Source organism: Prevotella aff. ruminicola Tc2-24 (genome assembly GCF_900110895.1).
In the GTDB taxonomy this organism is placed as follows: domain Bacteria; phylum Bacteroidota; class Bacteroidia; order Bacteroidales; family Bacteroidaceae; genus Prevotella.
This window is the reverse complement of sequence record NZ_FOIQ01000003.1, coordinates 69,546-92,586: the sequence shown is the minus strand read 5'-3', so window position 1 is coordinate 92,586 and position 23,041 is coordinate 69,546. Positions and strand designations below refer to the sequence as shown.

17 protein-coding genes and 1 pseudogene are annotated in these 23,041 nt (G+C 50.5%); 14 read left to right on the top strand and 4 right to left on the bottom strand.

Annotation, left to right across the window (positions count from 1 at the left end; all coding sequences use genetic code 11):
* Positions 1–2 precede the first annotated feature (2 nt).
* On the bottom strand, positions 3–653 hold the full coding sequence (gene mtnN, locus BMY63_RS06670; RefSeq protein ID WP_091901440.1) for a 5'-methylthioadenosine/S-adenosylhomocysteine nucleosidase: 651 nt from the start codon (positions 651–653) through the stop codon (positions 3–5).
* A 2-nt stretch (positions 654–655) separates the two neighbouring features.
* Complete coding sequence (locus BMY63_RS06665) at positions 656–1,462, bottom strand: TrmH family RNA methyltransferase (RefSeq protein WP_091915558.1); 807 nt, start codon at positions 1,460–1,462, stop codon at positions 656–658.
* 93 nt (positions 1,463–1,555) lie between these two features.
* On the opposite strand from BMY63_RS06665, the gene BMY63_RS06660 reads away from it, so the two are divergent.
* The 8 genes from BMY63_RS06660 (at position 1,556) to BMY63_RS06625 (ending at position 14,247) form a co-directional block, all read left to right on the top strand.
* Positions 1,556–4,045, top strand: coding sequence for a YfhO family protein (locus BMY63_RS06660; protein ID WP_091915556.1), 2,490 nt, complete (start codon positions 1,556–1,558; stop codon positions 4,043–4,045).
* Between the two features lie 12 nt (positions 4,046–4,057).
* Positions 4,058–4,879, top strand: coding sequence for a GSCFA domain-containing protein (locus tag BMY63_RS06655; protein WP_091915554.1), 822 nt, complete (start codon positions 4,058–4,060; stop codon positions 4,877–4,879).
* Between the two features lie 28 nt (positions 4,880–4,907).
* Entirely contained in the window at positions 4,908–7,430 is a 2,523-nt protein-coding gene (locus BMY63_RS06650; RefSeq protein ID WP_091915552.1) for a bifunctional UDP-N-acetylmuramoyl-tripeptide:D-alanyl-D-alanine ligase/alanine racemase, read from the top strand.
* A gap of 114 nt (positions 7,431–7,544) precedes the next feature.
* A complete protein-coding gene (locus BMY63_RS06645; protein ID WP_091915550.1) occupies positions 7,545–8,963 on the top strand; it encodes a PTS galactitol transporter subunit IIC in 1,419 nt (472 codons plus the stop codon).
* 31 nt (positions 8,964–8,994) lie between these two features.
* Positions 8,995–9,969 (top strand): 5-dehydro-4-deoxy-D-glucuronate isomerase, encoded by a 975-nt coding sequence (gene kduI / locus BMY63_RS06640; protein WP_091915859.1) that lies wholly within the window; start codon positions 8,995–8,997, stop codon positions 9,967–9,969.
* A gap of 30 nt (positions 9,970–9,999) precedes the next feature.
* A complete protein-coding gene (locus tag BMY63_RS06635; RefSeq protein WP_091915548.1) occupies positions 10,000–11,415 on the top strand; it encodes an MFS transporter in 1,416 nt (471 codons plus the stop codon).
* Positions 11,416–11,662: 247 nt separating this feature from the next.
* Complete coding sequence (locus BMY63_RS06630) at positions 11,663–12,580, top strand: leucine-rich repeat domain-containing protein (RefSeq protein WP_091915546.1); 918 nt, start codon at positions 11,663–11,665, stop codon at positions 12,578–12,580.
* 11 nt (positions 12,581–12,591) lie between these two features.
* A complete protein-coding gene (locus tag BMY63_RS06625; protein ID WP_091915544.1) occupies positions 12,592–14,247 on the top strand; it encodes a hypothetical protein in 1,656 nt (551 codons plus the stop codon).
* A gap of 40 nt (positions 14,248–14,287) precedes the next feature.
* Here the strand turns inward: BMY63_RS06625 and BMY63_RS06620 are convergent, their stop codons facing one another.
* Positions 14,288–15,028 (bottom strand): nitroreductase family protein, encoded by a 741-nt coding sequence (locus tag BMY63_RS06620; RefSeq protein WP_091915542.1) that lies wholly within the window; start codon positions 15,026–15,028, stop codon positions 14,288–14,290.
* A 349-nt stretch (positions 15,029–15,377) separates the two neighbouring features.
* Between BMY63_RS06620 and BMY63_RS06615 the strand changes: the two are divergent.
* The 6 genes and pseudogenes from BMY63_RS06615 to BMY63_RS06590 form a co-directional block, all read left to right on the top strand.
* Positions 15,378–15,818 (top strand): annotated as a pseudogene (locus BMY63_RS06615) (adenosylcobalamin-dependent ribonucleoside-diphosphate reductase); the annotation flags it as partial.
* Between the two features lie 67 nt (positions 15,819–15,885).
* Complete coding sequence (gene folB / locus BMY63_RS06610; protein ID WP_091901625.1) at positions 15,886–16,269, top strand: dihydroneopterin aldolase; 384 nt, start codon at positions 15,886–15,888, stop codon at positions 16,267–16,269.
* Between the two features lie 50 nt (positions 16,270–16,319).
* Positions 16,320–17,618 (top strand): N-acetylmuramoyl-L-alanine amidase family protein, encoded by a 1,299-nt coding sequence (locus BMY63_RS06605; protein ID WP_091915540.1) that lies wholly within the window; start codon positions 16,320–16,322, stop codon positions 17,616–17,618.
* A 7-nt stretch (positions 17,619–17,625) separates the two neighbouring features.
* The gene (locus BMY63_RS06600; protein WP_091915538.1) at positions 17,626–18,525 is read left to right on the top strand and encodes an MlaD family protein; all 900 of its coding nucleotides are present in this window, start codon (positions 17,626–17,628) and stop codon (positions 18,523–18,525) included.
* A gap of 355 nt (positions 18,526–18,880) precedes the next feature.
* Positions 18,881–20,284 (top strand): chromosomal replication initiator protein DnaA, encoded by a 1,404-nt coding sequence (dnaA, locus tag BMY63_RS06595; RefSeq protein ID WP_091915536.1) that lies wholly within the window; start codon positions 18,881–18,883, stop codon positions 20,282–20,284.
* 55 nt (positions 20,285–20,339) lie between these two features.
* Complete coding sequence (locus tag BMY63_RS06590; RefSeq protein ID WP_255397534.1) at positions 20,340–20,903, top strand: YiiX/YebB-like N1pC/P60 family cysteine hydrolase; 564 nt, start codon at positions 20,340–20,342, stop codon at positions 20,901–20,903.
* Here the strand turns inward: BMY63_RS06590 and BMY63_RS06585 are convergent.
* Entirely contained in the window at positions 20,900–22,969 is a 2,070-nt protein-coding gene (locus BMY63_RS06585; RefSeq protein WP_091901472.1) for a TonB-dependent receptor plug domain-containing protein, read from the bottom strand. The genes BMY63_RS06590 and BMY63_RS06585 overlap by 4 nt on opposite strands.
* Positions 22,970–23,041: the final 72 nt, after the last annotated feature.

The window sequence follows — 23,041 nt, the reverse complement described above, 5'->3', positions numbered from 1 at the left end:
GGTTAGAGACTTTCAATAAATGTCTTGGTGACGTGGAACGAGTTTTCGGCGATGGTGTTCCAGAAGTCATGATACATCGAGGCGTCGGTATCGCGCAGGGGGATGTCGCTGATGACACGGAACGAGATGAACGGCACCTTGTTGAGATAGCAGGCCTGGGCGATGGCGGCACTCTCCATGTCGACGGCCTTAGCCTCGGGGAAATGGCCGATGATCTCGCGCATCTTGTCCTTGGAGTCGACAAACCAGTCGCCGGTGACGATGAGGCCGGGGTGGACGTGGATGGGGGCGGTGGAGAGGCTCAGGGAGCGGGCAATCTCGAGTAAGTGGGGATCGGCGTCGAAGCGGGCAGGGAGACCCTGCACCTGACCGTAGACGGTAGAGTCGTCGATGGCCGTTCCGCAATATACATCATGATAGGCCAGTTGGGTGCTCACCACCACATCCTGTACGTTGATATCGTCGCCGTTGCCTCCTGCACAGCCTGAGGAGATGATGACATCGGGCTTATACTGACGAATCATCTCGATGGCTTGAATGGCGGCGTTCACCTTGCCGATGCCGCTCTTCTGGAGGATGACTTTGTCTTCGGGGAATAATGGACGGAGCTGCTGCAACTCCTTGTCCATCGCTACTATCATTCCTATTTTCATTTCTATTTTTTTTTGTGGCGCTGGCGGACGGCCTCGTACATGAGGATGGCAGCGGAGACGCTGACATTCAACGAGTCGAGACGACCAAGCATGGGGATGCGGATATGGGCATCGGCAGCCTCGCGCCATTGGTCGGTAAGGCCTGTCGACTCCGTACCCATGACGATGGCTGTGGCCTGACGCATGTCGTAGTCGTAATATTCGTAGGAGTCCTGCAACTGGGCCGTGAGGATGCTCACCTGATGCTCCTTGAGGAAAGCGATGCACGCCTGTGAGGTGCATACGGCCACAGGTACACTGAACACACCACCGATGCTGGCTCGGATGAGGTTGGGGTTATAGACGTCGGTCAGGGGATCGCACACGATGACGGCGTCCACACCGGCGGCCTCGGCCGTGCGTAGGATGGCACCGAGATTGCCGGGCTTCTCTACACGCTCCAGCACGACCAGGAGTGGGGCGCTGTTCCTTGAGAAGAGGGAATCCAGAATAGAGAGGTCGTGCTGCTTGCACTTGACGACGGCGATGATGCCTTCCGTGGAACCGCGATAGGCCATCTTCTCATAGACCTGTGGTGAGACTACATAGGTTTTATGCCTTCCGTCTCCCGTCTCCAGTTTTCCGTCTCCCGTCTCCGATCTTCTAAATACCTCGACCACCTCGTAGCCGCAGGCGATGCAGTGCCCGATCTCGCGCTGCCCCTCGACCACGAAGAGTCCCTCCTCACGACGCAGTGAGGATTTCTGTTGCAAGGCTACCAGGTGCTTCACCTTGGCGTTCTGCAGACTGGTGATGATGAGATCTTCCATAATTTACTGCAAAGGTACAAAATAATTCTAATTCTTAATTCTAATTCTTAATTAATTCGTAACTTTGCACACAGAATTAAAAACTTGCAAGATATGACTTTATTGAAGAAATGCCTGCCCGACGTGCTGGTAGTGCTGTTATTCGCCGTTCTGGCTTTCGCTTACTTCTTCCCTGCCGACATCGAGGGACGTATCCTCTATCGTCATGATGCCTCTGCTGGGCGCGGCGCCGGACAGGAGGGCATCGAATACCTGCAGAAGACAGGTGAGCGCAGTCGTTGGACCAATGCCCTCTTCGGGGGTATGCCGACCTACCAGACTGCGCCTTCATATGGCTCTACCGACCTGTTGACGAAGGTGGTTAATGCCTATCACCTGTGGCTGCCAGAGAACGTGTGGTATGTGTTCGTGTACCTGTTGGGATTCTATATCCTGTTGCGGGCCTTCGACTTCCGACAGCATCTGGCGGCGCTCGGATCGATCATCTGGGCGTTCTCGACCTATTTCCTGATTATCATCGCCGCCGGACATATCTGGAAGGTCTGGGCACTGGCCTATCTGCCGCCGATGATTGCCGGTGTGGTACTGGCCTATCGGGGACGATACCTGTGGGGACTGCTGGTCACGGCTGTCTTCACGGCCTTTGAGATCAACGCGAACCATGTGCAGATGACCTATTATTATCTGTTTATCATCTTGTTCATGGTCATCGCCTGGCTGATAGAGGCCATCCGCGAGCATCAGCTGGCACGCTTCATGAAGGCAACGGCGGTATGTGTCGCCGGAGCAGCCATCGGTCTGTGCATCAACCTGTCAAACCTCTATCACACCTGGCAGTACAGTCAGGAGACGATGCGTGGCAAGAGTGAACTGGTGAAGGAGAACAGTGCCAACCAGACCAGCAGCGGTCTGGAGCGCGACTATATCACTCAGTGGAGCTATGGCATCGACGAGACATGGACCTTGCTGATTCCGAACACGAAGGGTGGTGCCTCGATGCCGTTGAGCATGAACGAGACGGCCATGGAACATGCCGACAATAACTTCACAACGATCTATCAGCAGATAGGACAGTACTGGGGTGAACAGCCGGGCACCTCGGGTCCGGTCTATGTGGGTGCCTTCGTGATGATGCTCTTCATCCTGGGACTGTTTATCGTGAAGGGACCCGTGAAGTGGGCATTGCTGGCTGCAACCATCTTGTCGATCCTGCTCTCATGGGGTAAGAACTTCATGGGACTGACAGACTTCTTCCTCGACTATGTACCGATGTACGCTAAGTTCCGTACGGTGGCCTCGATTCTGGTAATCGCTGAGTTCACGATACCATTGCTGGCCATGTTGGCTCTGAGGGAGCTGATGAGGATTTGGGAGAGTCGTGAGACTGGGGCTGTCAACAAGTACTTGTTGATCTCCTTCGGTCTGACGGCAGGTATCGCCCTGCTGTTCGCTGTGATGCCATCGGTGTTCTTCAGCAGCTTCATCTCCTCGGCGGAGATGCATGCCCTGCAGGGACTGCCTGCAGAGTATTTCCAACCGTTGGTGAGCAACCTGACGGAGATGCGACAGGCAGTATTCACGGCCGACTGCTGGCGTACGTTCTGGATCATCGTCATCGGAACGGGTATCCTGCTGCTTTACAAGTATGGTAAACTGAAGGCCAACTATATGGTAGGAGCTATCCTGGTGCTGTGCCTGATTGACCTGTGGCAGGTGAACAAGCGTTATCTGAACGACGAGATGTTCGTACCGGCATCGGAGCGCGAGGCACCCCAGCAGAAGACACAGACGGATGAGCTGATACTGCGTGATCAGAGTCTTGACTATCGTGTGCTGAATCTCGCCTCGAACACGTTCAACGAGAATGAGACCAGCTACTATCATAAGAGCATCGGTGGTTATCATGCCGCCAAACTGCGTCGTTATCAGGAACTGATAGAGGCGTATATCGCACCGGAGATGCAGTCGCTTACGAAGGCGGTGGCAGAGGCCGGTGGTGACATGACACAGGTGAACGGTGACAGTATCTGTCCTGTGCTGAACATGCTGAACACGAAATACTTTATCTTCCCCTTGGAGGGCGGTCAGACCGTACCCATACAGAACCCATATGTGTATGGCAATGCCTGGTTCGTTGACGAGATACAGTATGTGGAGAATGCCAATGACGAGATAGCGGCGCTCGGTAAACTCGCGCTGCGTCATCAGGCGGTGGCCGATGTGAAGTTCAAGACGCAGTTGGGTGAGGCCACCGAACAGGATACGACCAGCATCGTGACGATTACTGGCTACGAGCCCAATCGTCTGACTTACGACGTGAACTCAGACAAGGGTGGGGTGCTCGTGTTCTCGGAGATCTATTATCCGGGTTGGACGGCTACCGTCGATGGGAAGCCGGTGGAGCTGGGACGTGTGGACTATGTGTTGCGTGCCTTGCAGATCCAACCGGGTAAGCATCAGGTAGAACTCTCGTTCTTCCCGAAATCGGTGGATATGACCGAGACGGTGGCCTATACGGCCTTCGGCGTCCTGCTGCTGGTGCTCGTGGGAATCGTTCTGATAGAATACCGCCGTCGTTCGTAATCGTATATCATCATGGAGTTTAGGACGATCGTGGATATCGAGGATCCTGGATTCAGGATCGGACCATGTGAGGAACTTCTTTTCGTAGGCTCGTGCTTTGCCGATAGTATCGGTCGTCGCTTCCAGGAAGAGAAGTTCCGGGTGACAGTCAACCCCGACGGGGTCATGTATAATCCTGCCAGCATCCTGCACACCATTGAACGACTGGTGGAGCGGCGCGTGGGATGCCCTGCTGTCGCGTTCCTGACACTGGGAACGAATCATGTGTACCGTCTGAAGGAGACGGGCGAGATCGTGGATAACTGTCAGAAACGACCGCAGGCGCTCTTCTCTGAGGAACAGTTGACGGTCGATGCGTGTGTGGACTATCTGACACGTGCCGTGGATCTGCTGCATGACTGGAATCCCCGGATGCGGATTGTGCTCACCGTCAGTCCTATCCGTTATCGGAAGTACGGCTATCATGGCTCTCAACTCTCGAAGGCCACGTTGCTGTTGGCGGCAGAGAGACTGTCGGTCGCCAACGGTCAGCAGTCGGTCGTCAACTACTTCCCTGCTTATGAGATTGTGATGGACGAGTTGCGCGACTACCGTTTCTATAAGGAGGATATGCTTCATCCATCGGACCAGACGGTGACGTATATCTGGCAACGGCTCTCGGAGACCTACCTGAGTACGGAGGCGAAGATGTTCCTGAAGGAGTGGGCGCCGCTGAAGGCCGTCCTGGCACACAGACCGTTCCATCCCGACTCGGAGGATTATCGGGCGTTGATGGATAAAACTATGTTAAAAGTAGCGGCGTTGCAGAAAAAATACCCTAATTTTGCACTCTAATAGAATTGATAACTGAAACATTGAAGAGATGAAATATTCGATTGAGAAGGTTGCGACGCTGATTGGAGCGCGCCGCTATGGTCAGAGTGAAGGCCAGATCAGTTGGCTGCTGACAGACAGTCGTTCCCTCTGTTTTCCTGAAGAGACATTATTCTTTGCCCTGCGTACACAGCGTAATGACGGGCATCGCTATATCGACGATCTGTACCGACGGGGAGTCCGTCAGTATGTGGTGGAGAAGGTGCCGGAGCACCATGAGTCGTTATATCCCGATGCGAATTTTCTGAGGGTGCCCAATACACTGGCGGCCCTGCAGCGACTGGCAGAGCGCCATCGTGATGAGTTCCTGTCGGGTGTCAACGGCGGAGCCGAACGGAAGGTGCCGATTGTCGGCATCACGGGCTCAAACGGTAAGACGATGGTTAAGGAGTGGCTCTACCAACTGCTGCTGCCCTCACAGAAGATCGTGCGTTCGCCTCGTAGCTATAACTCACAGATCGGTGTGCCGCTCTCGGTATGGCTGCTCAACGAGCAGACGGAGGTGGGCATCTTCGAGGCAGGCATCAGTCAGCCGGGTGAGATGTCGGCCCTGCGCGATATCATCCAACCGACCATCGGTGTGCTGACCTCGTTGGGGACCGCCCACCAGGAGAACTTCCGTTCGATGGAGGAGAAGTGCATGGAGAAGTTGGAGCTCATGCATGACACCGAGGCGATGGTCTATTGCTCCGACAACGATATCGTGAGCCGGTGTATCCGACGGATGCAGTATAAGGGTGAGAAGATCGCTTGGTCGCGGTATGACGAAAAAGTAGCCTTCTTTATCAAGGAGATAGCGACGAAGGAGAGCGACACACGCATCACCTATGTCTATCAGGAGGAAGAGAATTCCTATACCATCCCCTTTATCGACGAGGCTTCTATCGAGAACGCCATCACCTGTGCAGCCGTGGCCCTGCGCCTCGGACTGACACCAGGACAGCTGGCCGACCGTATGCCTCTGTTGGAGCCGGTGGCCATGCGTCTGGAGGTGAAGGAGGGGCAGCGTGGATGTGTGCTCATCAACGACTCCTATAACAGTGACGTGAACTCATTGGACATCGCCCTCGACTTCATGCAGCGTCGCTGTCAGCAGCCGATGGCGGACGGTCGCCATCCAAAGTGCAAGACGTTGATATTGAGTGATATCTATCAGTCGGGTACCAGTGCGGAGGCTCTGTATACTCAGGTGAGCGAACTGGCTGTTAAGCGTGGTGTGGAACGGTTTATCGGTATCGGTCCCGAGCTGACGGCTCAGGCTGACAGGATCCAGGTGGCCGAGAAGGCATTCTTCACCGATGTGCGCCATTTCCTCTCCAGTGATATCTTCGCCGGTCTGCACGATGAGATCATCCTCTTGAAGGGTGCACGGTCGTTTGGCTTCGACCAGATTACCGAGCAACTGGAGCAGAAGGTTCATGAGACCATCCTGGAGGTGAACCTCAACGCGATGGTGGAGAACCTGAACCATTTCCGTTCTTTCCTGAAGCCGGAGACGAAGATGGTCTGCATGATCAAGGCCGATGGCTACGGAGCTGGTGCCGTGGAGATCGCGAAGACCCTGCAGGAGCATCGGGTGGACTATCTGGCTGTGGCAGTGGCCGACGAGGGCGTCACGCTGCGTAAGGCTGGTATCACGGCTAACATCATGATCATGAACCCGGAGATGACCGCCTTCAAGACGATGTTTGACTACGATCTGGAGCCGGAGGTCTACTCGTTCCGTCTGATGGATGCCCTCATCAAAGCAGCACGTAAGGAGGGTATCACAGGTTGGCCTGTGCACGTGAAGTTTGATACGGGCATGCATCGACTGGGCTTTGATCCCGTGAACGATATCGATGAGCTGATCGAACGGTTGAAGCACCAGAATGCCATCATCCCTCGGTCGGTGTTCAGTCATTTCGTGGGCTCCGACAGCGACGGCTTCGACGATTTCTCTGCCAAGCAGTTCGCCCTCTTCGATGAGGGTAGTAAGAAGCTGCAGGCGGCCTTCGGACATAAGATACTCCGGCATATGGATAACTCGGCCGGTATCGAGCATTTCCCTGAGCGGCAGATGGATATGTGTCGGCTTGGTATCGGACTCTATGGCGTGGACCCGCGGGATAATCATATCCTACATACGGTGTCGACACTGAAGACTACCATCCTCCAATTGCGTCATGTGCCTGCCGGGGAGACGGTAGGGTATAGTCGGAAAGGGAAGATCGAGCGCGACAGTGTGATCGCTGCCATACCTATCGGCTATGCCGACGGTCTGAACCGTCATCTCGGCAACCGTCGCTGTTACTGTCTGGTGAACGGTCAGAAGGCCGAGTATGTAGGTAATATCTGTATGGACGTGGCCATGATCGATGTGACGGACATCCCCTGTGCGGAAGGTGACCAGGTGGAGATCTTTGGAGAACATCTGCCTGTCACGGTACTCTCGGACACATTGGACACCATCCCCTATGAAGTGCTCACAGGTGTCTCCAACCGCGTGAAACGTATCTACTTCCAGGATTAAGTATGGTGATCCTCATGATAAGATAAAAAAGATAGCGAAATGTTCAACATTCCGCTATCTTTTTTGTACCTTTGCCGCAAATTACGCTAAAAACAAACAAGCTATATAAAACAAATGGAACAAGTATTCAGTTACGTGATCAGTCTGGGTGCATCGGTGATGATGCCGATCCTGTTTACGATCATTGGTCTCTGCATCGGCATGAGATTCGGTAAGGCACTCAAGAGCGGCCTCTATGTGGGTGTCGGTTTTGTGGGTCTTGGTATCGTGACAGCCCTGCTGACGAATAACTTCGACAGTCCGTTGAAGGAAATCTCTAATCTCTATGGTCTGCAGCTGAAGGTCTTCGATATGGGTTGGCCAGCTGCCGCCGCGGTAGCCTATGGTACCGCCGTCGGTGCACTGATCATCCCGATCTGTCTGGGTGTGAACCTGCTGATGCTGTTGACCAAGTGTACACGCACGATCAATATCGACCTGTGGAACTACTGGCATTTTGCCTTTATCGGGGCGGTGGCTTACTTCGTGATGGGACAGTCGCTGTTATGGGGCTATTTCGCGGCCATCGTCTGTTATATCATCACACTGGTCATGGCCGATCTCACCGCAGAGCGCTTCCAGAAATACTACGACCTGCAGGGTATCTCCATACCACAGCCTTTCTGTCAGAGTTTCACGCTCTTTGCCATAGGTGTCAACTGGCTTCTTGAACGTATCCCCGGCTTAGCCAAATCGGATGTCGATGCCGAGGGACTCAAGAAGCGGTTCGGTGTATTGGGAGAGCCGCTCGTGCTGGGTGTCGTCGTGGGTGTACTCATCGGTTGGGCTGCCCAGCTCGACATCAAGAAAGTACTGTTTCTGGGTGTGACGATGGGTGCTGTTATGGAACTGATCCCCCGTATCACCTCGTTGTTTATCGACGGTCTGAAGCCTATCGCAGAGAAAACACAGGAGGTAGCCAAAAAACGCTTTGGCGGTATGAAAGTGCATATCGGTATGTCGCCGGCACTTGTGATCGGTCATCCCACAACACTGGTCTGTTCGGTCATCCTGATTCCGGTCATCCTGGCTATCGCTGTGTTCCTGCCGGGTAATCAGTTCCTACCGCTGGCCTCGTTGGCCGGTATGTTCTACCTTTTCCCGCTGATTTTGCCTTACACGAGGGGAAACGTGGTGAAGAGTCTAATCGTCGGTCTTGTGGCACTTGTTGTGGGATTGTATTTCGTTACGGACATGGCCTCGGCCTTTACGTTGGCTGCCGATGAGGTCTATAAGACCGACCCCACGGCCTCGGCCGCCAAGATTCCCGACGGCTTCGAGGGTGGTGCCCTCGATTTCGCCTCTTCACTCTTCGGCTATGTCATCTATGCCTGTGTGAAGTACATGCGGTGGATCGGTATGGGTGTGCTTACTCTGGTCACCGTCGCATTGATGTTGTGGAACCGTCGACGTATCATCTGTGACGAGAAGACTGTGGAGGAATCATATAAACACGGAGATACAAAGGAAAAAGACACCGAATCACCGTGTTGAGAAAGTAAACACTTAAAAACAAAATATGGAAATGAAGAAGACAATACTGATGATGTCCTTTGTGATGGGCGCACTGGGAGCGATGGCTCAGCAGAGTGTGAAGTTCCAGGCTGCCTGTCATCCGGCTGATGTGAAGCATTACGACACGCAGACCCTGCGTGACCGTTTCGTCATGGAGAAGGTGATGGAGGCTGACAAGGTGAACCTGACCTACTCGCATTACGATCGTTTTATTTTTGGTGGTGCCATGCCTGTGACGAAAACCCTGAAACTGGAGAACTTCCTCGAACTGGGACTCGATGTCGATCCCACCATCAAGGAGAAGTATTTCCTGTACAACCGTGAGCTCGGTGTCGTGAACTGTGGCGAGGGCGACGGTGTGGTCATCGTCGACGGTAAGGAGTATGCCCTTTCTCCGAAAGAGGCACTGTATATCGGACGTGGTCATATCGCCAAGGATAAGGATGTGAACAAGGAGGTGCTCTTCCGCTCAAAGGATGCCAAGAAGCCTGCAAAGTTCTACCTGAACTCGGCTACTGCCCATCAGCACTACAAGACCCAGTGGATCACCCTCGACGGACGGAAGGGTTCGCTCAAAGCGGCCGTCTGGGGTCCGGTAGGAACGACGGAGGAGGCCAACAACCGTACGGTCTATAAGCTCATCGTCAACGATGTGCTGGAGGAGGGACCCTGTCAGCTACAGCTCGGATTGACGCAGCTCAACCCCGGTGCTGTGTGGAACACGATGCCGCCTCATACCCACGGACGTCGTATCGAGGCCTACTACTATTTCAACCTGCCAGAGGGACAGACCATCGCCCATATGATGGGCGAGCCTCAGGAGAGCCGTGTGGTATGGCTGCACAACGAACAGGCTATCATGTCGCCCGAGTGGAGTATCCATGCCGCTGCAGGTACCTATTACTATACGTTCATCTGGGGAATGGCAGGCGAGAACCTGTATTACAACGATAAGGATAATATCCCTGTCGACCAACTGAGATAATCAACACAACCTTAACCATAAATATTTAAGATGATACCTATACAAACTACCAAGATGTCCAATTTCCGTTGGGTCATCTGTGCGTTGCTGTTCCTGGCGACCACCATTAACTATCTCGACCGTCAGGTCTTGTCGCTCACATGGAAGGACTTCATTGCACCGGAGTTCCATTGGACCGATACGCATTACGGTCTTATCACGGCGGTGTTCTCCGTGTTCTATGCCGTTGCCAACCTCTTCGCTGGTAAGTTCATCGACTGGATGGGAACCAAGAAAGGTTATCTGATTGCCATCTTCGTATGGTCTGTCGGTGCTGTGTTACATGCCTTCTGTGGCTGGGGTGCCATCGGACTGGCCGGTGGTAGTATGACGGCTCTGACCACCATCTCTGTCTGGTTGTTCCTGGCTTGTCGACTGATTCTGGCTGTTGGTGAGGCCGGAAACTTCCCCGCTGCCATCAAGGTGACAGCCGAGTATTTCCCGAAGAAAGACCGTGCCTTCTCGACCTCAATCTTCAATAGTGGCGCCTCTGTCGGAGCACTGGTCGCACCTGCTACTATTCCTCTGCTGGCTCGTGCCTGGGGTTGGGAGATGGCTTTCATCGTCATCGGTGTGCTGGGATTTTTCTGGATGGGACTGTGGATGTGGCTCTATGAGCGTCCTCATCAGAGTCGTTTCGTCAATCAGGCCGAAGTGAATTATATCGAGCAGGACCGGGATATCGCCGAGGTGCAGAACAAACAGGAGGTCAAAGAAGAGAAGACCATTCCGTTCATGCAGTGCTTCAAGTACAAGCAGACTTGGTCGTTCATCGTAGGTAAGCTGATGACTGATGGCGTGTGGTGGTTCTTTCTGTTCTGGGCGCCTGCCTATTTCAGTGACCAGTACGGTTACACCTCCGACTCTACGATGGGTATCCTGCTGATCTTCACCCTTTATGCCATTGTAACCTTTGTCTCGATAGGTGGTGGCTATCTGCCTACCTATTTCGTCGAGAAAAAGGGGATGAACCCCTATCTGGGACGTATGCGTGCGATGCTCATCTTCGCCTGTCTGCCGTTGCTGGGCCTGTTCGCCCAACCTCTCGGTGCCTATAGTCCTTGGTGGCCTGCCATCCTGATCGGTCTGCTTGGTGCCGGTCATCAGGCTTGGAGTGCCAACCTCTATTCGACAATTGGAGATATGTTCCCCAAGTCGACAATCGGCACGATCGTAGGTGTGGGAACGATGGCCGGTGGCTTAGGATCGTTTGCCATCAACCTGGGTTCCGGTCGTTTCTTCGACTGGGCAGCAGCCCAGGGCGCAGCATACTCATTCTTCGGCTTCGAGGGTAAACCTGCCGCCTATATGGTGGTGTTCTGTATCTGTGCTGTGGCTTATCTCATCGGTTGGATCATCATCAAGATGCTTGTGCCGAAATACAAGCCCATCGTCGTAGAAGACTAATCCTCTCTTCATATCAATCTCCCGACCTTCCGTCGGGAGATTTTTTTTTGAATATCTAATTGCTTTTGGGGCTCTTCCCGTCTTTTGCTATTATCTTGACGTAAGTCAAGAATTCATAAATTCTTCATGTTCTTTTATTTTTTAAGATAGAAGTCTTGTAAACAAATTTGTATTTTCGTATCGTGGATAATAAAAACGCAAGCTTTTACAGAGCTGTATTTACTCATTTTAATATTATTTTTAGACTATGAAAAGGTTTTCATATGTACGAAACGGAAGGTGCCGTATTTCTTTATCAATTCTTCTGTGTTCTATTGGCTTGTTCGTAGGAGTCGGTTGTAGTTCTGATTCTACAGTATCAGAAGGGGATCTGACGCCTCATTTGAATAAGTCAGATAGTCTGGCATTGGTTAAGATCTATCAGGAGATAGGACCGTGGCATCAGGACTGGGATTTGCATGACATCACGACATGGAACGGTGTGACAACTGGTCTTGAAGAAGAATCAAACGAGATTCGCGTCATCGGCTTAGAGGTGTACGCCGGACAATGTCATGGAATACTTCCTAAAGAAATTTGTCAGCTTACGGAATTAAGACGGCTGGTGATATCCGGAGGAATCATGCAGGGTAATATTCCAAATGATATAGGTAAACTGAAGAACCTTATCATTCTTGTTATTGCTGACAACAACGTGACAGGTGTGATTCCCGAGAGTATCGGGGAATTAACTTCTCTTAGGATGCTGCAACTGTCTAATAACCTGTTGTCGGGAACTGTCCCTGAGAGTATTGGCAACTTGAAAAACTTGGAATATTTGTATATTAATGATACATATATTAGTGGAGATGTGCCCAAAGGTATTGCAAATATGAAAAAACTTAAACGAGCTGTTCTGACGGATAACAAATTCTCCGGCACTTTTCCAATCGAGATATTAAAGAATAATATCTTAATAGAGTGTAACAATAATAACATCACAGAACTGCCTCTTGAGGTATGGAATGACAGTTCGGATTGTGTACCACCGTTATTGCAAGGCAACAGGCTCTCTGGTGAGATTCCCGAACATATAAAACACACAAAGAAGTGGGAAGAATATGGTGACATATGTACACGTTGCCAACAAAAAGGATATGGATATTCGAATGTTATATACGATTAACTAGATAATCAATGAAAAGACTAAATTTAATCATTCTTGCGTTAATATTAGTATTTATTTCTTGTAATGATGAAGAGGCGAATGTGGGCATAGAGTCCACAGATCTTCTGCGTGTTATGACCAGAGGCTCTCAAGGAAAGTGGGACGAATGCACGTATTGCAAACTTCCTTCGGGTGCAAAGGTGTTTTTACCATGGGCAAGCCTGGCAGAAACAGCAATACCTGAAGACATTAGATATGACGTGAAGGAGTCTGATGGTTGGAGGCTGCTATTTAGTAATCTGAAAATTGTTGGTTGCGACCATGTTGTAAACAAGGTTGATGATGCTTGTTTCATATTGTTATACAATAAATTGTCTGGAGTCTTGAAAGGCTTCTGCTATGTACCTGAGGTCCAATTGAATAACAGTGCTTATTGGCAATTGACCATTCCTCAATCAAATACGAAGCTATTCAATTTTATTCCATATTTTGCATCTCCGAACAATTCATCATCTTCTCAGAAAGTTGTTATTTCAAACGTATCAAGTAACCTGCTTCATGGCTTTGATAAAGGTTGGAATTGCTTTATGTTGGAATTGGCCTATGACGAGAATAGTCTCAAAGAGACAATGAACATTCTTGCTTATGCAATGAATGAAGTGACCTACAAATTTAAAGGTGCATACAAATCTACCTCGGGAGGCACGATTGTGACTTCTTCGCGCGACCAACTTCTTTCTGGTATAGTTTCTGGTTTTGTTAATGCTGTAGGCGATTCGGCCAAAAACTGGGTTGCTCGTAATACTGTAACAGGAAATGGTAGTACAGATGGAGGAAAGCCTATAAAATCAAAGGCATTAGGTGCTATTTTACAGTTAATGACAGGAGATGCTGGACCAGCTTTGTTAAAGGCAGGCATCAATTCGATTTTTGGTTCTGTTCTTGGAAGAGAGACGAAAAGCGTTCAGACATTACAGTTCACAACGAATGGTAGCGTAGAAATTACAGGTAAAAGTGTCTTTCCTGCGACTGGCTATATTCCACCTATTTCCGGAATTCCTCTTAATGGCATAGGTGAGAGACTTGGGGTTTGGAATTTGGCAGAGGCCCCCAAATATACGATAAACAAAACCCCTGAGTTGGTTAATTTCCGAGATAATGCATCGGGTAGGGAGTTCTGGTATAAAGTGACGGGCACTCCTTCCATGCGGGTAGTAACAAATCCGACAGCAGGCATAGAAGTGAAAAGTCATTTCTCATTGGCGAAATACGACAAATATGATGGAAAATATCCTAATTTCTGGACGAGAAATACAGCATTAAATGATACATGGCTGGTGAATGTCGCGTCCGCAGGATATACGCAGACATTGCTCTATTCAGACTCGTTAGCGAAGATATGGGATATGCCACAAACGTATATTATATCATCATATAATAATTATCCGAACAGAACAACGGTAAGAGATGTTCCGGCCTACGACTTCTATCATGGTAATTTCGAGATCAGACAGAATATTACATTTAAGGTTGTTGCAGAAATGTTCATGAACGGTAGAGCGGCTTATTCATGCAAAACATTTATACCTGTCAACGAAGTGAAAAATGACGGGAGTGCCCGTCCTTATAATTGGACATATAAAGATCTCAGATCTGCAGGTTATATGAATAGATATAACTATTGATCCATCGGAGCAGGCATCTGTAAGACTGATCAGGGGTTTCTCAATCGAGGAACCCCTGATGTTTTAATGCTTGGATGAGACCCTCAGACATGGCCTCGTTGTCTTTCTTCGTGTAGCGGATATCAGTGAAGATCTGTGCGAGCGTCTCTTTCTGGTTGATCTCACAGAAACGGTGATTCTCGGGCAGTTGCTCCTTATCGTGATAATAGGTGTCGATAGCTTGTGGGGTATAGGGCTGATAGGTCTCGTCGTGTGTGAAGGCCGCCACAGACAGACGGTCGGAGAGGGGCGGCTCTTCGGCTGGCCATCCCACCGTGAGCGTGGCCACCGGCATCACAAGTTGTGGTAGTTGCAGGGTGTCGATAATCATCTGCGGCATATAGACCGTCGTACCGAGATAACAGTAGCCTAGTCCCTCCTCGTCCATGAGGTTGCAGAGTGTCTGTGTGAACAGCAAAGCGTCGGTGGCGGCATTGATGAACGACAGGAAATTATCGTAACCGGGCACCGCCTTACGCTGACGCGCCCACTCACTGGTGCGGTTGAAGTCGGCACAGATGGTCAGTACGATAGGTGCTTCTGTCACCATCGGCTGGTTGAAGTGGGCTGGTGCTAACTTCGCCTTCATCTCCTCAGAACGGGTGACGACAACGCTATAAAGCTGGAGGTTACCCATGGTCTGGGTTCTGGCAGCCTCGGACAATAGGCGTTCGAGTAATGCTTCCGGGACCATCTCTTCGGAATACTTCCGGATTGTTCTTCGTGTCAGAATATTCTTCATAAGTGGATTATTTTTCTGCGAAGTTACGAAATGTTTTCCAGAACGGGAAACTTTCGTGGTTTTTTTTACCGAAAGTTTTCCGAAATAGAAAACTTATGCGTATCTTTGCCACCAGAATAACAATCAAAAACCAAAAGCAAATCATATGCAAACAGAGACAAGAAACGAGATGCTACAGCGCGTGGCCCACGAATTGGTGGCAGCCAGTAGCAAGTCGGAAGGCGTGGTGACGGAAGAACAGGTGGTCTCGCTTGTGGAGCGCGGACTTCGTGCGTTGCAGGCTGATGAAGCTGACAAGTTGTTGACCCTGGCCAATCAGGCCGTTGTCTTCTCAGTGCAGAACCGTCGTCCTGATGTGACGGAGGTCAGACCTCAGACCCTTGAGTGCGATGTGGTACGTTTTCAGAACAACAAGGATAAGTGGGTAGCCTTCATCGGTCTGCTTGACGGTTATCCCTATGAGATATTTACTGGTCTGCAGGACGATGAAGAAGGCATCGTGCTGCCCAAGACGGTAACAAAGGGTAAGATTCTCAAACAGATCAATCCCGATGGTACCAAGCGTTACGACTTCCAGTTTGAGAACAAACGAGGTTATAAGACCACCGTCGAAGGACTATCGGAGAAGTTCAACCCGGAATACTGGAATTATGCCAAGCTGATTTCTGGTGTGTTGCGCTATCGTATGCCGCTCGAGCATGTTATCCGTCTGGTGGGCTCCCTCTCGTTGAAGGATGAGAGTATCAATACTTGGAAGATCGGTGTGGAGCGCGCCTTGAAGAAGTATCTCCCTGGCGTGCATGATGAGAACGAGGCGGACCTGTTGTCTGCCGACCCAATAGAACTGTAGGATGAGTATGCTGTTAGAGTCTGGTTTTATCTACCTGAAGGAGGTGCGCTTCCATGCCTTCCATGGTGTACTGCCTCAGGAGCGAAAGGTCGGAGCAGAGTTCATCGTCGACCTGCGAGTGGGGTATCCGTTGGCCGAGGCCATGTCTAGTGATAAGGTGGATGACACCCTGAACTATGCCACGTTGTATGCCCTTTTGGAACGGGAGATGCGTCAGCCATCTAACCTTCTGGAGCATGTGGCCGGACGTATCGCCCATGCTGTGCAGACTGCCATCCCGGAGGTGCTTTCTATCGACCTGAAATTGACGAAATGCAACCCTCCGATGGGGGCCGATTGTGCAGGTGCTGGCGTAGAAATACATTTAATAAATGATAAAACTCGACAGTGATTGTCAGTTTTTTGGCGGATAATGCGTAATTTTGCACCAGCAATAGATGTATGTGTAAGAAGATTGTATTATTTCTGGTAACACTTTTATGTTATGCAGTATCCGCCGATGCTGCAGACAAAACTTTCACACTGGTTATTGATGCTGGACATGGAGGAAAAGATGCAGGTGCGGTCGGCGCTTTTTCGAAGGAAAAGAACCTGACACTGAAGTATGCCCTCGCATTTGGAAGAATGGTCGAGCAGAACTGTCCTGACGTGAAGGTGGTCTATACACGCAAGACAGACTATTTCGTGGAGTTGTATCGTCGGGCAGAGATTGCCAACCGAAACAAAGCCGACCTTTTTATCTCGATACATATCAATGCTCTACCGAACGGAAGGATCGCACGCGGTTTCCAGACATATACGTTGGGCAGGAGCAGGAGTACAGGAAAGACGAATGGCGTGCTGCAGAATCTGGAGGTCGCTAAGCGCGAGAACTCTGTAATCCTGTTAGAGAAGGATTATAAGCAGACCTATCAGGGCTATGATCCGAACTCACCGGAGAGTAATATCATGTTCGAGTTCATCCAGGATAAGAATATGGAGAACAGTGTCGAACTGGCGAAGTATATGCAGCGCTATGTCTGTCAGGCCACGGGTCGGCAGGATATGGGTGCTCAGCAGGATAACTTGGCCGTGCTACGTCTCTCGTCGATGCCCGGTTGTCTGATTGAACTGGGTTTTATCTCGACGCGCGACGAGGAAGAGTTCCTGAACTCGAAGGAGGCCGAGGGTATGTATGCCCGTGGTATCTATAATGCCTTTCTGGCCTATCGTAAGAAGCATGGCGGCAGCGTGACGATACCGTTCCAGCCTGTGCCAGTACAGGAGGAGATGTCTATCCCTCAGATTGTACCCCGAAAGTCAGAGGCGTCAGCACCATCTGTTACGCCAGCGACGCAAACGGCACCCGTGGTTCAGGAGGTAAAGGCGATAGAGCGTGTTCCCGACAGCGTCAGTTTGAAGCCTGTGAAGGAATCGCGACAGACGGTAGAGACGCAGTCGACGACGAGCGTGCAGTCATCCGAGACTGCCGATATACCCATCTTTAAGGTACAGATTCTGGTAAGTTCTGCCAAGATCAAGGCCAACGATGCCCGTATGAAGGGGCTGACAGGTGTCGACTGTTATCAGGAGGGTGGCCTGTATAAGTATACAGTGGGATCCTCGCAGAACTATCAGGAGATATTACGCCTTCGTAAGGAGGTACATGAGAAGTTCCCTGAGGCGTTTGTTGTTGCCTTCAGGAACGGAAAGAGAGTGAATGTAAATGATGCAGTAAGAGCGTATAACAGTAAAAAGTAAGAAGATCATGAAGAGGTTAAGTAAAGAGATGCAGATTGCCTTGGTGGCAGTTGTGGGCATTATTGTACTGTTTTTCGGTCTTCAGTTCCTGAAGGGACTGACCGTCTTTTCAACCGATAACAAGTACTATGTGAAATTCAAGGATATCAGTGGACTTTCCGCTTCTAGTCCCATCTACGCCAACGGTTATCGTGTGGGTGTGGTGCAGGATATCATCTTCGACTATGAGAATAATCGCGATATCGTTGCCGTGATAGGCATTGACAAGCAGATGCGTCTGCCCAAGGGAAGCACAGCAGAGATTGCCAGTGACCTATTGGGTAATATCAAACTCGAACTGGTACTAGCTTCTGATGCCGCTAGCCTAGCTCCTGGCGACACCATCAGCGGGGGCCCCCGCATCGGTGCCATGAACAAGGCTGCAGGTATGATCCCTCAGGTAGAAGCTATGTTGCCTAAGCTCGACTCGATTCTTGCCAGTGTCAACGCCTTGTTGGCCGATCCTGCCCTTGGAAACTCCCTGCATCATATTGACCAACTGACTGGTAACCTCACTACAACGTCGCACGAGTTGAATCGTCTGACGGCCAGTCTTAACCAACAGATGCCACAGATGCTGAAGAATGCCGATGGCATGCTGGCCAATGCCAATGATCTGACACGTAACCTGAACGACCTCGATCTAGCCTCGACGATGACACATGTGAACAATACTCTGCAGAATGTGGAGCAGATGACGGCTAAGTTGAACAGCAACGAAGGTACTGTCGGACTGTTGATGCGTGATCAGGGATTATACTATGGTCTGAACTCGACCATGATGCATCTCGACTCACTGATGATCGATTTGCGGCAGCATCCAAAACGTTATGTTCACTTCTCTCTTTTCGGAAAAAAGGATAAGTAATTTAAAAAACGTCTAAATAAAGAAGACGAGTGGACTTTTTCCATTGTGTCATGTGAAATCCCCTCTTTCTTCTTAGTTTTCAGACAAGAAGAGCGTTCTGTTTTTTCTTCCGTATTCTTGGGTTGCATTTCGTAGAAGTCTGAAAATAAAGGGGTTTGGCATTTGCAAGTGCCCGTTTTGATATCTCAAGTCGTGAAACATGCTAACATTCACTTTTCTAAATAGTTACGGCTTTTTGTATACACATTGGATTAAAATCGCTATTTGGAGAATTAAAAAAAAAATGCGACCTTTGCAATCGCAATTATAAATCAACAAGCCTTCGTCTTGTGACCTAATTTGAAACAATCGCCAAATGAGCAATAGTCATCAGACGCTTTGGGACGACTGCCTTCATCTGATTAGGGCAAACGTTACCGAGCAGCAATTTAAAACGTGGTTTGCACCCATCGTCTTCGAGTCTTACTCGGAGACAGAGCATACGCTGTTGGTGCAGGTTCCAAGTCCGTACGTCTACGAGTACTTGGAGCAGTACTACGTTGGACTATTAAGTAAGGTGCTCGCGCGAGTGTTTGGTACCAACGTAAAGTTGAGCTATCGTATCGTCACTGTGAAGGCTCCGCATGATGTGACCACGGATGTTGAGAGCGACGGTCCATCGGAGATCCAAGAGCCACAGGGCTCGAACAAAGCTCCTACGACACTCGATAGTGCCCGTCCCCAGCAGTTGAATCCTCAGCTCGACCCGAAAAAGACCTTTCAGTCGTATATTGAGGGTGATAGTAATAAGTTGCCTCGTACGGTGGGTCTGTCTATTGCGGAGCATCCGGGCAAGACGACGTTCAACCCGTTCTTTATCTATGGCCCGTCAGGTTGTGGTAAGACTCACCTGATCAACGCCATTGGCGTACGTTGTAAGGAGACCTATCCTCAGAAACGAGTGCTCTATGTCTCTGCACGTCTGTTCCAAGTGCAGTTCACTGACTCTGTGCGCCAGAACACCACCAACGACTTCATCAACTTCTATCAGTCAATTGATGTACTGATTGTCGATGATATTCAGGAGTGGATGACTTCACCGAAGACGCTTGATACCTTCTTCCATATCTTTAACCATCTGTTCCGCAATGGCAAGCAGATCATTCTGGCTAGCGACCGTCCCCCTGTCGACCTGCAGGGAATGAAGGACCGTCTGCTCACACGTTTTGCCTGTGGACTGATTGCTGAGTTGGAGAAGCCCAACGTGCAGTTGTGTATTGATATCCTCAATGCCAAGTGTCGTCGTGACGGTCTGAAGATTCCCGCAGAGGTCATCCAGTTCATCGCCGAGACTGCCAATGGTAGCGTACGCGATCTGGAGGGTGTGGTCAACTCGTTGATGGCCTATTCCATCGTCTATAATACAGGCATTGACATGCGTCTGGCTGAGCGCGTCATCAAGCGTGCTGTGAAGATCGACAATCATCCGCTCACTGTCGATGATATCCTTGAGAAAGTGTGTCATCATTACGGCGTCAGTCAGCAGCATGTGTTCAGTAAATGTCGCAAACGCGACTATGTGCAGGTGCGTCAGGTTTCGATGTATCTGGCACAGAAGTATACGAAGATGCCGGCCTCGCGTATCGGTCAGTTGATTGGTAATCGCGACCATTCGACGGTAATCCATAGCTGTAATGCGATTGAACAGCGCCTCTCTTTTGATAAGGCTTTTCATGAGGAAATCCGCAGTATTGAGAATTCGTTGAAGCTGAAGAAATAATCTTTCGATGCGTTTCCTTTTTTCTTGTTGTCTTTTATGCCTTTCCTGGGCCTTTATGAGTGCGCAGGATAGAGTATCGTTGTTACATGAGGGAGATCTGCTGTTCTGTTTGTCGGCAGAGGAAAACCAGATTACAAAGGTGACTGAGGGTATTGACGGTAGTCGCATCGATCATGTTGGTATCGTCCATTTTCAGCGTGATACGCTCTATGTACTTGAGGCAGTCCATCAGGGGGTCGTGTTGACACCCATCGACAGTTTCCTGCTCAGACGTGACTCCTTGGTGCTTGTGGCCCGACTGAATGATACTCATGGTGTGGAGCAGTCTGTCAGACGGGCCTTGCACTATGTGGGTTATCCTTATGATTTCCTTTTCATGCCTGATGACTCGGCATTCTATTGTAGTGAACTGGTACAGAAGTGCTATCTCGATGCTGACGGGCACGAGATCTTTCCCGCGATACCGATGTCGTTTCATGATAAGACGGGCATAGTCACCCCTTTTTGGAAGGATTACTATGCCCGTCGCGGTTTAGAGGTTCCGGAAGGAGAGCCAGGCAGTAACCCTGGCGATCTCTCTCGCAGTCGGCATCTCTCTATTCTGTTCCGTTTCTTTTAGATTGCCAGATGGATGCTGGCGCCTGCCATAAGCCATATTCCAGGTTGTGGGATATGCCCGAAGTCCACATACGTCTTGTTGAATAGGTTGTTCACTTCCATATAGAGACGGTATGCTTCGGTATTCCATTCCAGACGAGCGTCGACAAGACTGTACGTTTTGTAGGCTCGCACATGTCCCTCTGTGTCGGTATATGTTCCTGTACGGTCCTGAAGACGATAGTTCAGTCCCAGTTCCAGTTGTCTCCAGAGAGACATCTGCAGGTTACCTACCAGTTTGTGGCGCAGGTATTCCAGTGCATACTGACTTTGTATATCGTCGCTCTCCTCTTTGTTCTGGTTGATGTAGCAATAGGCAACATTCAGTTTTTTCAGACCATGCTGTGAGGGGAGAATCTCCTGAAGATCCAGACTCAGTGAAGTCTCAATGCCCGTAGCATCTACCCTTGTGAAGTTCATCGACTCCCAAGGTGCCTCGGGATCGTTGGTGCGGCGTATCCAGTCTATCAAGTTCTTGCAACGGTTATGATAGATACTCATCTTACCATCCAGCCCTCGTGAACTGTATTTGATGCCGCCTTCGATAGCAGCCAACTCCTCAGGTTTCAGATGTTTGTCGGCCTGGTGACCGCCGACAGAATAGTAGAGTTCTGTTACGCTGGGCATGCGTAGTGATGTGTTGTACGAGGCATAGATCTTCCAGTTGTTACCAAGGCGGTAGCTGGCATCAATGCCTGGATAGACGCGCATGTTCATCTCGTTCCATGAGTTCTTTACACTGATTATGCCGGCAGACAGGGTAAACTGTTTCAGGAGGATGTTATGCTCCAATACGAAACTGATGTTCGTTCGGTTCAGGCCATGTGTGTAGTCGCGGTCTGTGCCGTGGATGTGTCGAGGGGTTGCCAACGGTTCTCCCAGATTGCCGCTCACCAAATCTTCGTTGCGCAGTTCTGCTCCGACGGCCGTACGCCCCAGTAGCCAGTCGAAATGACCGTTCAGGTTTACGCCATACACATCCGTCCGGTGGTAGTTGAAAGGATAGATGTCTGGCGCATCACGGAACAGTTCGAAACGGTCCATCGTTCGGTTCCAGTAGATGGCCGGTTTCAGATGTACCCTTCCCTGCCTGTTCTCTGCCGTCACGGCGGTATATGTCTTTAGCGTGTGCTCATACTGGTCGTCCCATTTTGCACCGTAGAAGGTGTTCGAGCCGAATCCTCTGCTGCTCAGTCCGGCATGCCAGTCCACGGCAAACAGTTTGTCAGCATAGTGTCCTTGGTAGAAAGCCTTGCTTCCGCTGTAGTCGGCATTCAGTCCACCAGCCTTGTTCCTGCTGTAACCGTCGCTGCGGGTGTAGCTGCCCGAGATGCTGTGATTGGTCGTCCCAGCGAGTGCTACACGTCCGCCGATGCTAGCATAGCCGTAGGAGCCGCCTTTCATATGGGCGTCGACACCCCCTTCCTTGACCCGCTTCGTCACGATGTTCACGGCACCTACCAGAGACGAGGTGCCATACACACGACCGGCAGGTCCTTCGAGCACCTCTATGCGCTCAATATCGCTGATGTCTACCGGGAAGTCAAAGGCATTATGCCCCGTCTGTGGGTCGCAGATGTTGATGCCGTTGAGTAAGATGGTGATCTGCTCGTTGTTGCCACCTCTGATCGAGATGTCTGTCTGTGCTCCAATAGGACCGCGCTGACGGACATCCACGCCTACGGCGTACTTCAGCAGATCGTTAATACTTTGTACTGGCGCCTGCGCAATGTCGGTATGCTCCAGTACAGTGACCATTCTCGCAGCCTGACTTCTTGTCAGGGGCGCCCTCGAGCCGGTCACGCTGACCTCCTCGAGCATCATGGCTCTTGCTGTTGTCATGGCGGTAGAGTCGCTCACCACAGGATCTGTGCTGACACTCTCTGCTGAGGCGTAGGTCAGTGTGGCTACGGAGAGCACGCTACATACTACCTCACGTCCCAGGCAACAGAAGAGCGAGTAGCCCTTGTTTCCAAAATGACGGAACACAAGTGCCTGGCGCTTCATGTTGAATGTTGGTTTGTACATGTTTTGAAAAATATTTATTGTCTTGCTTGATTGCAAAACGGCTGCGAAGGTACGAAAAAACGGGCGAAAAGC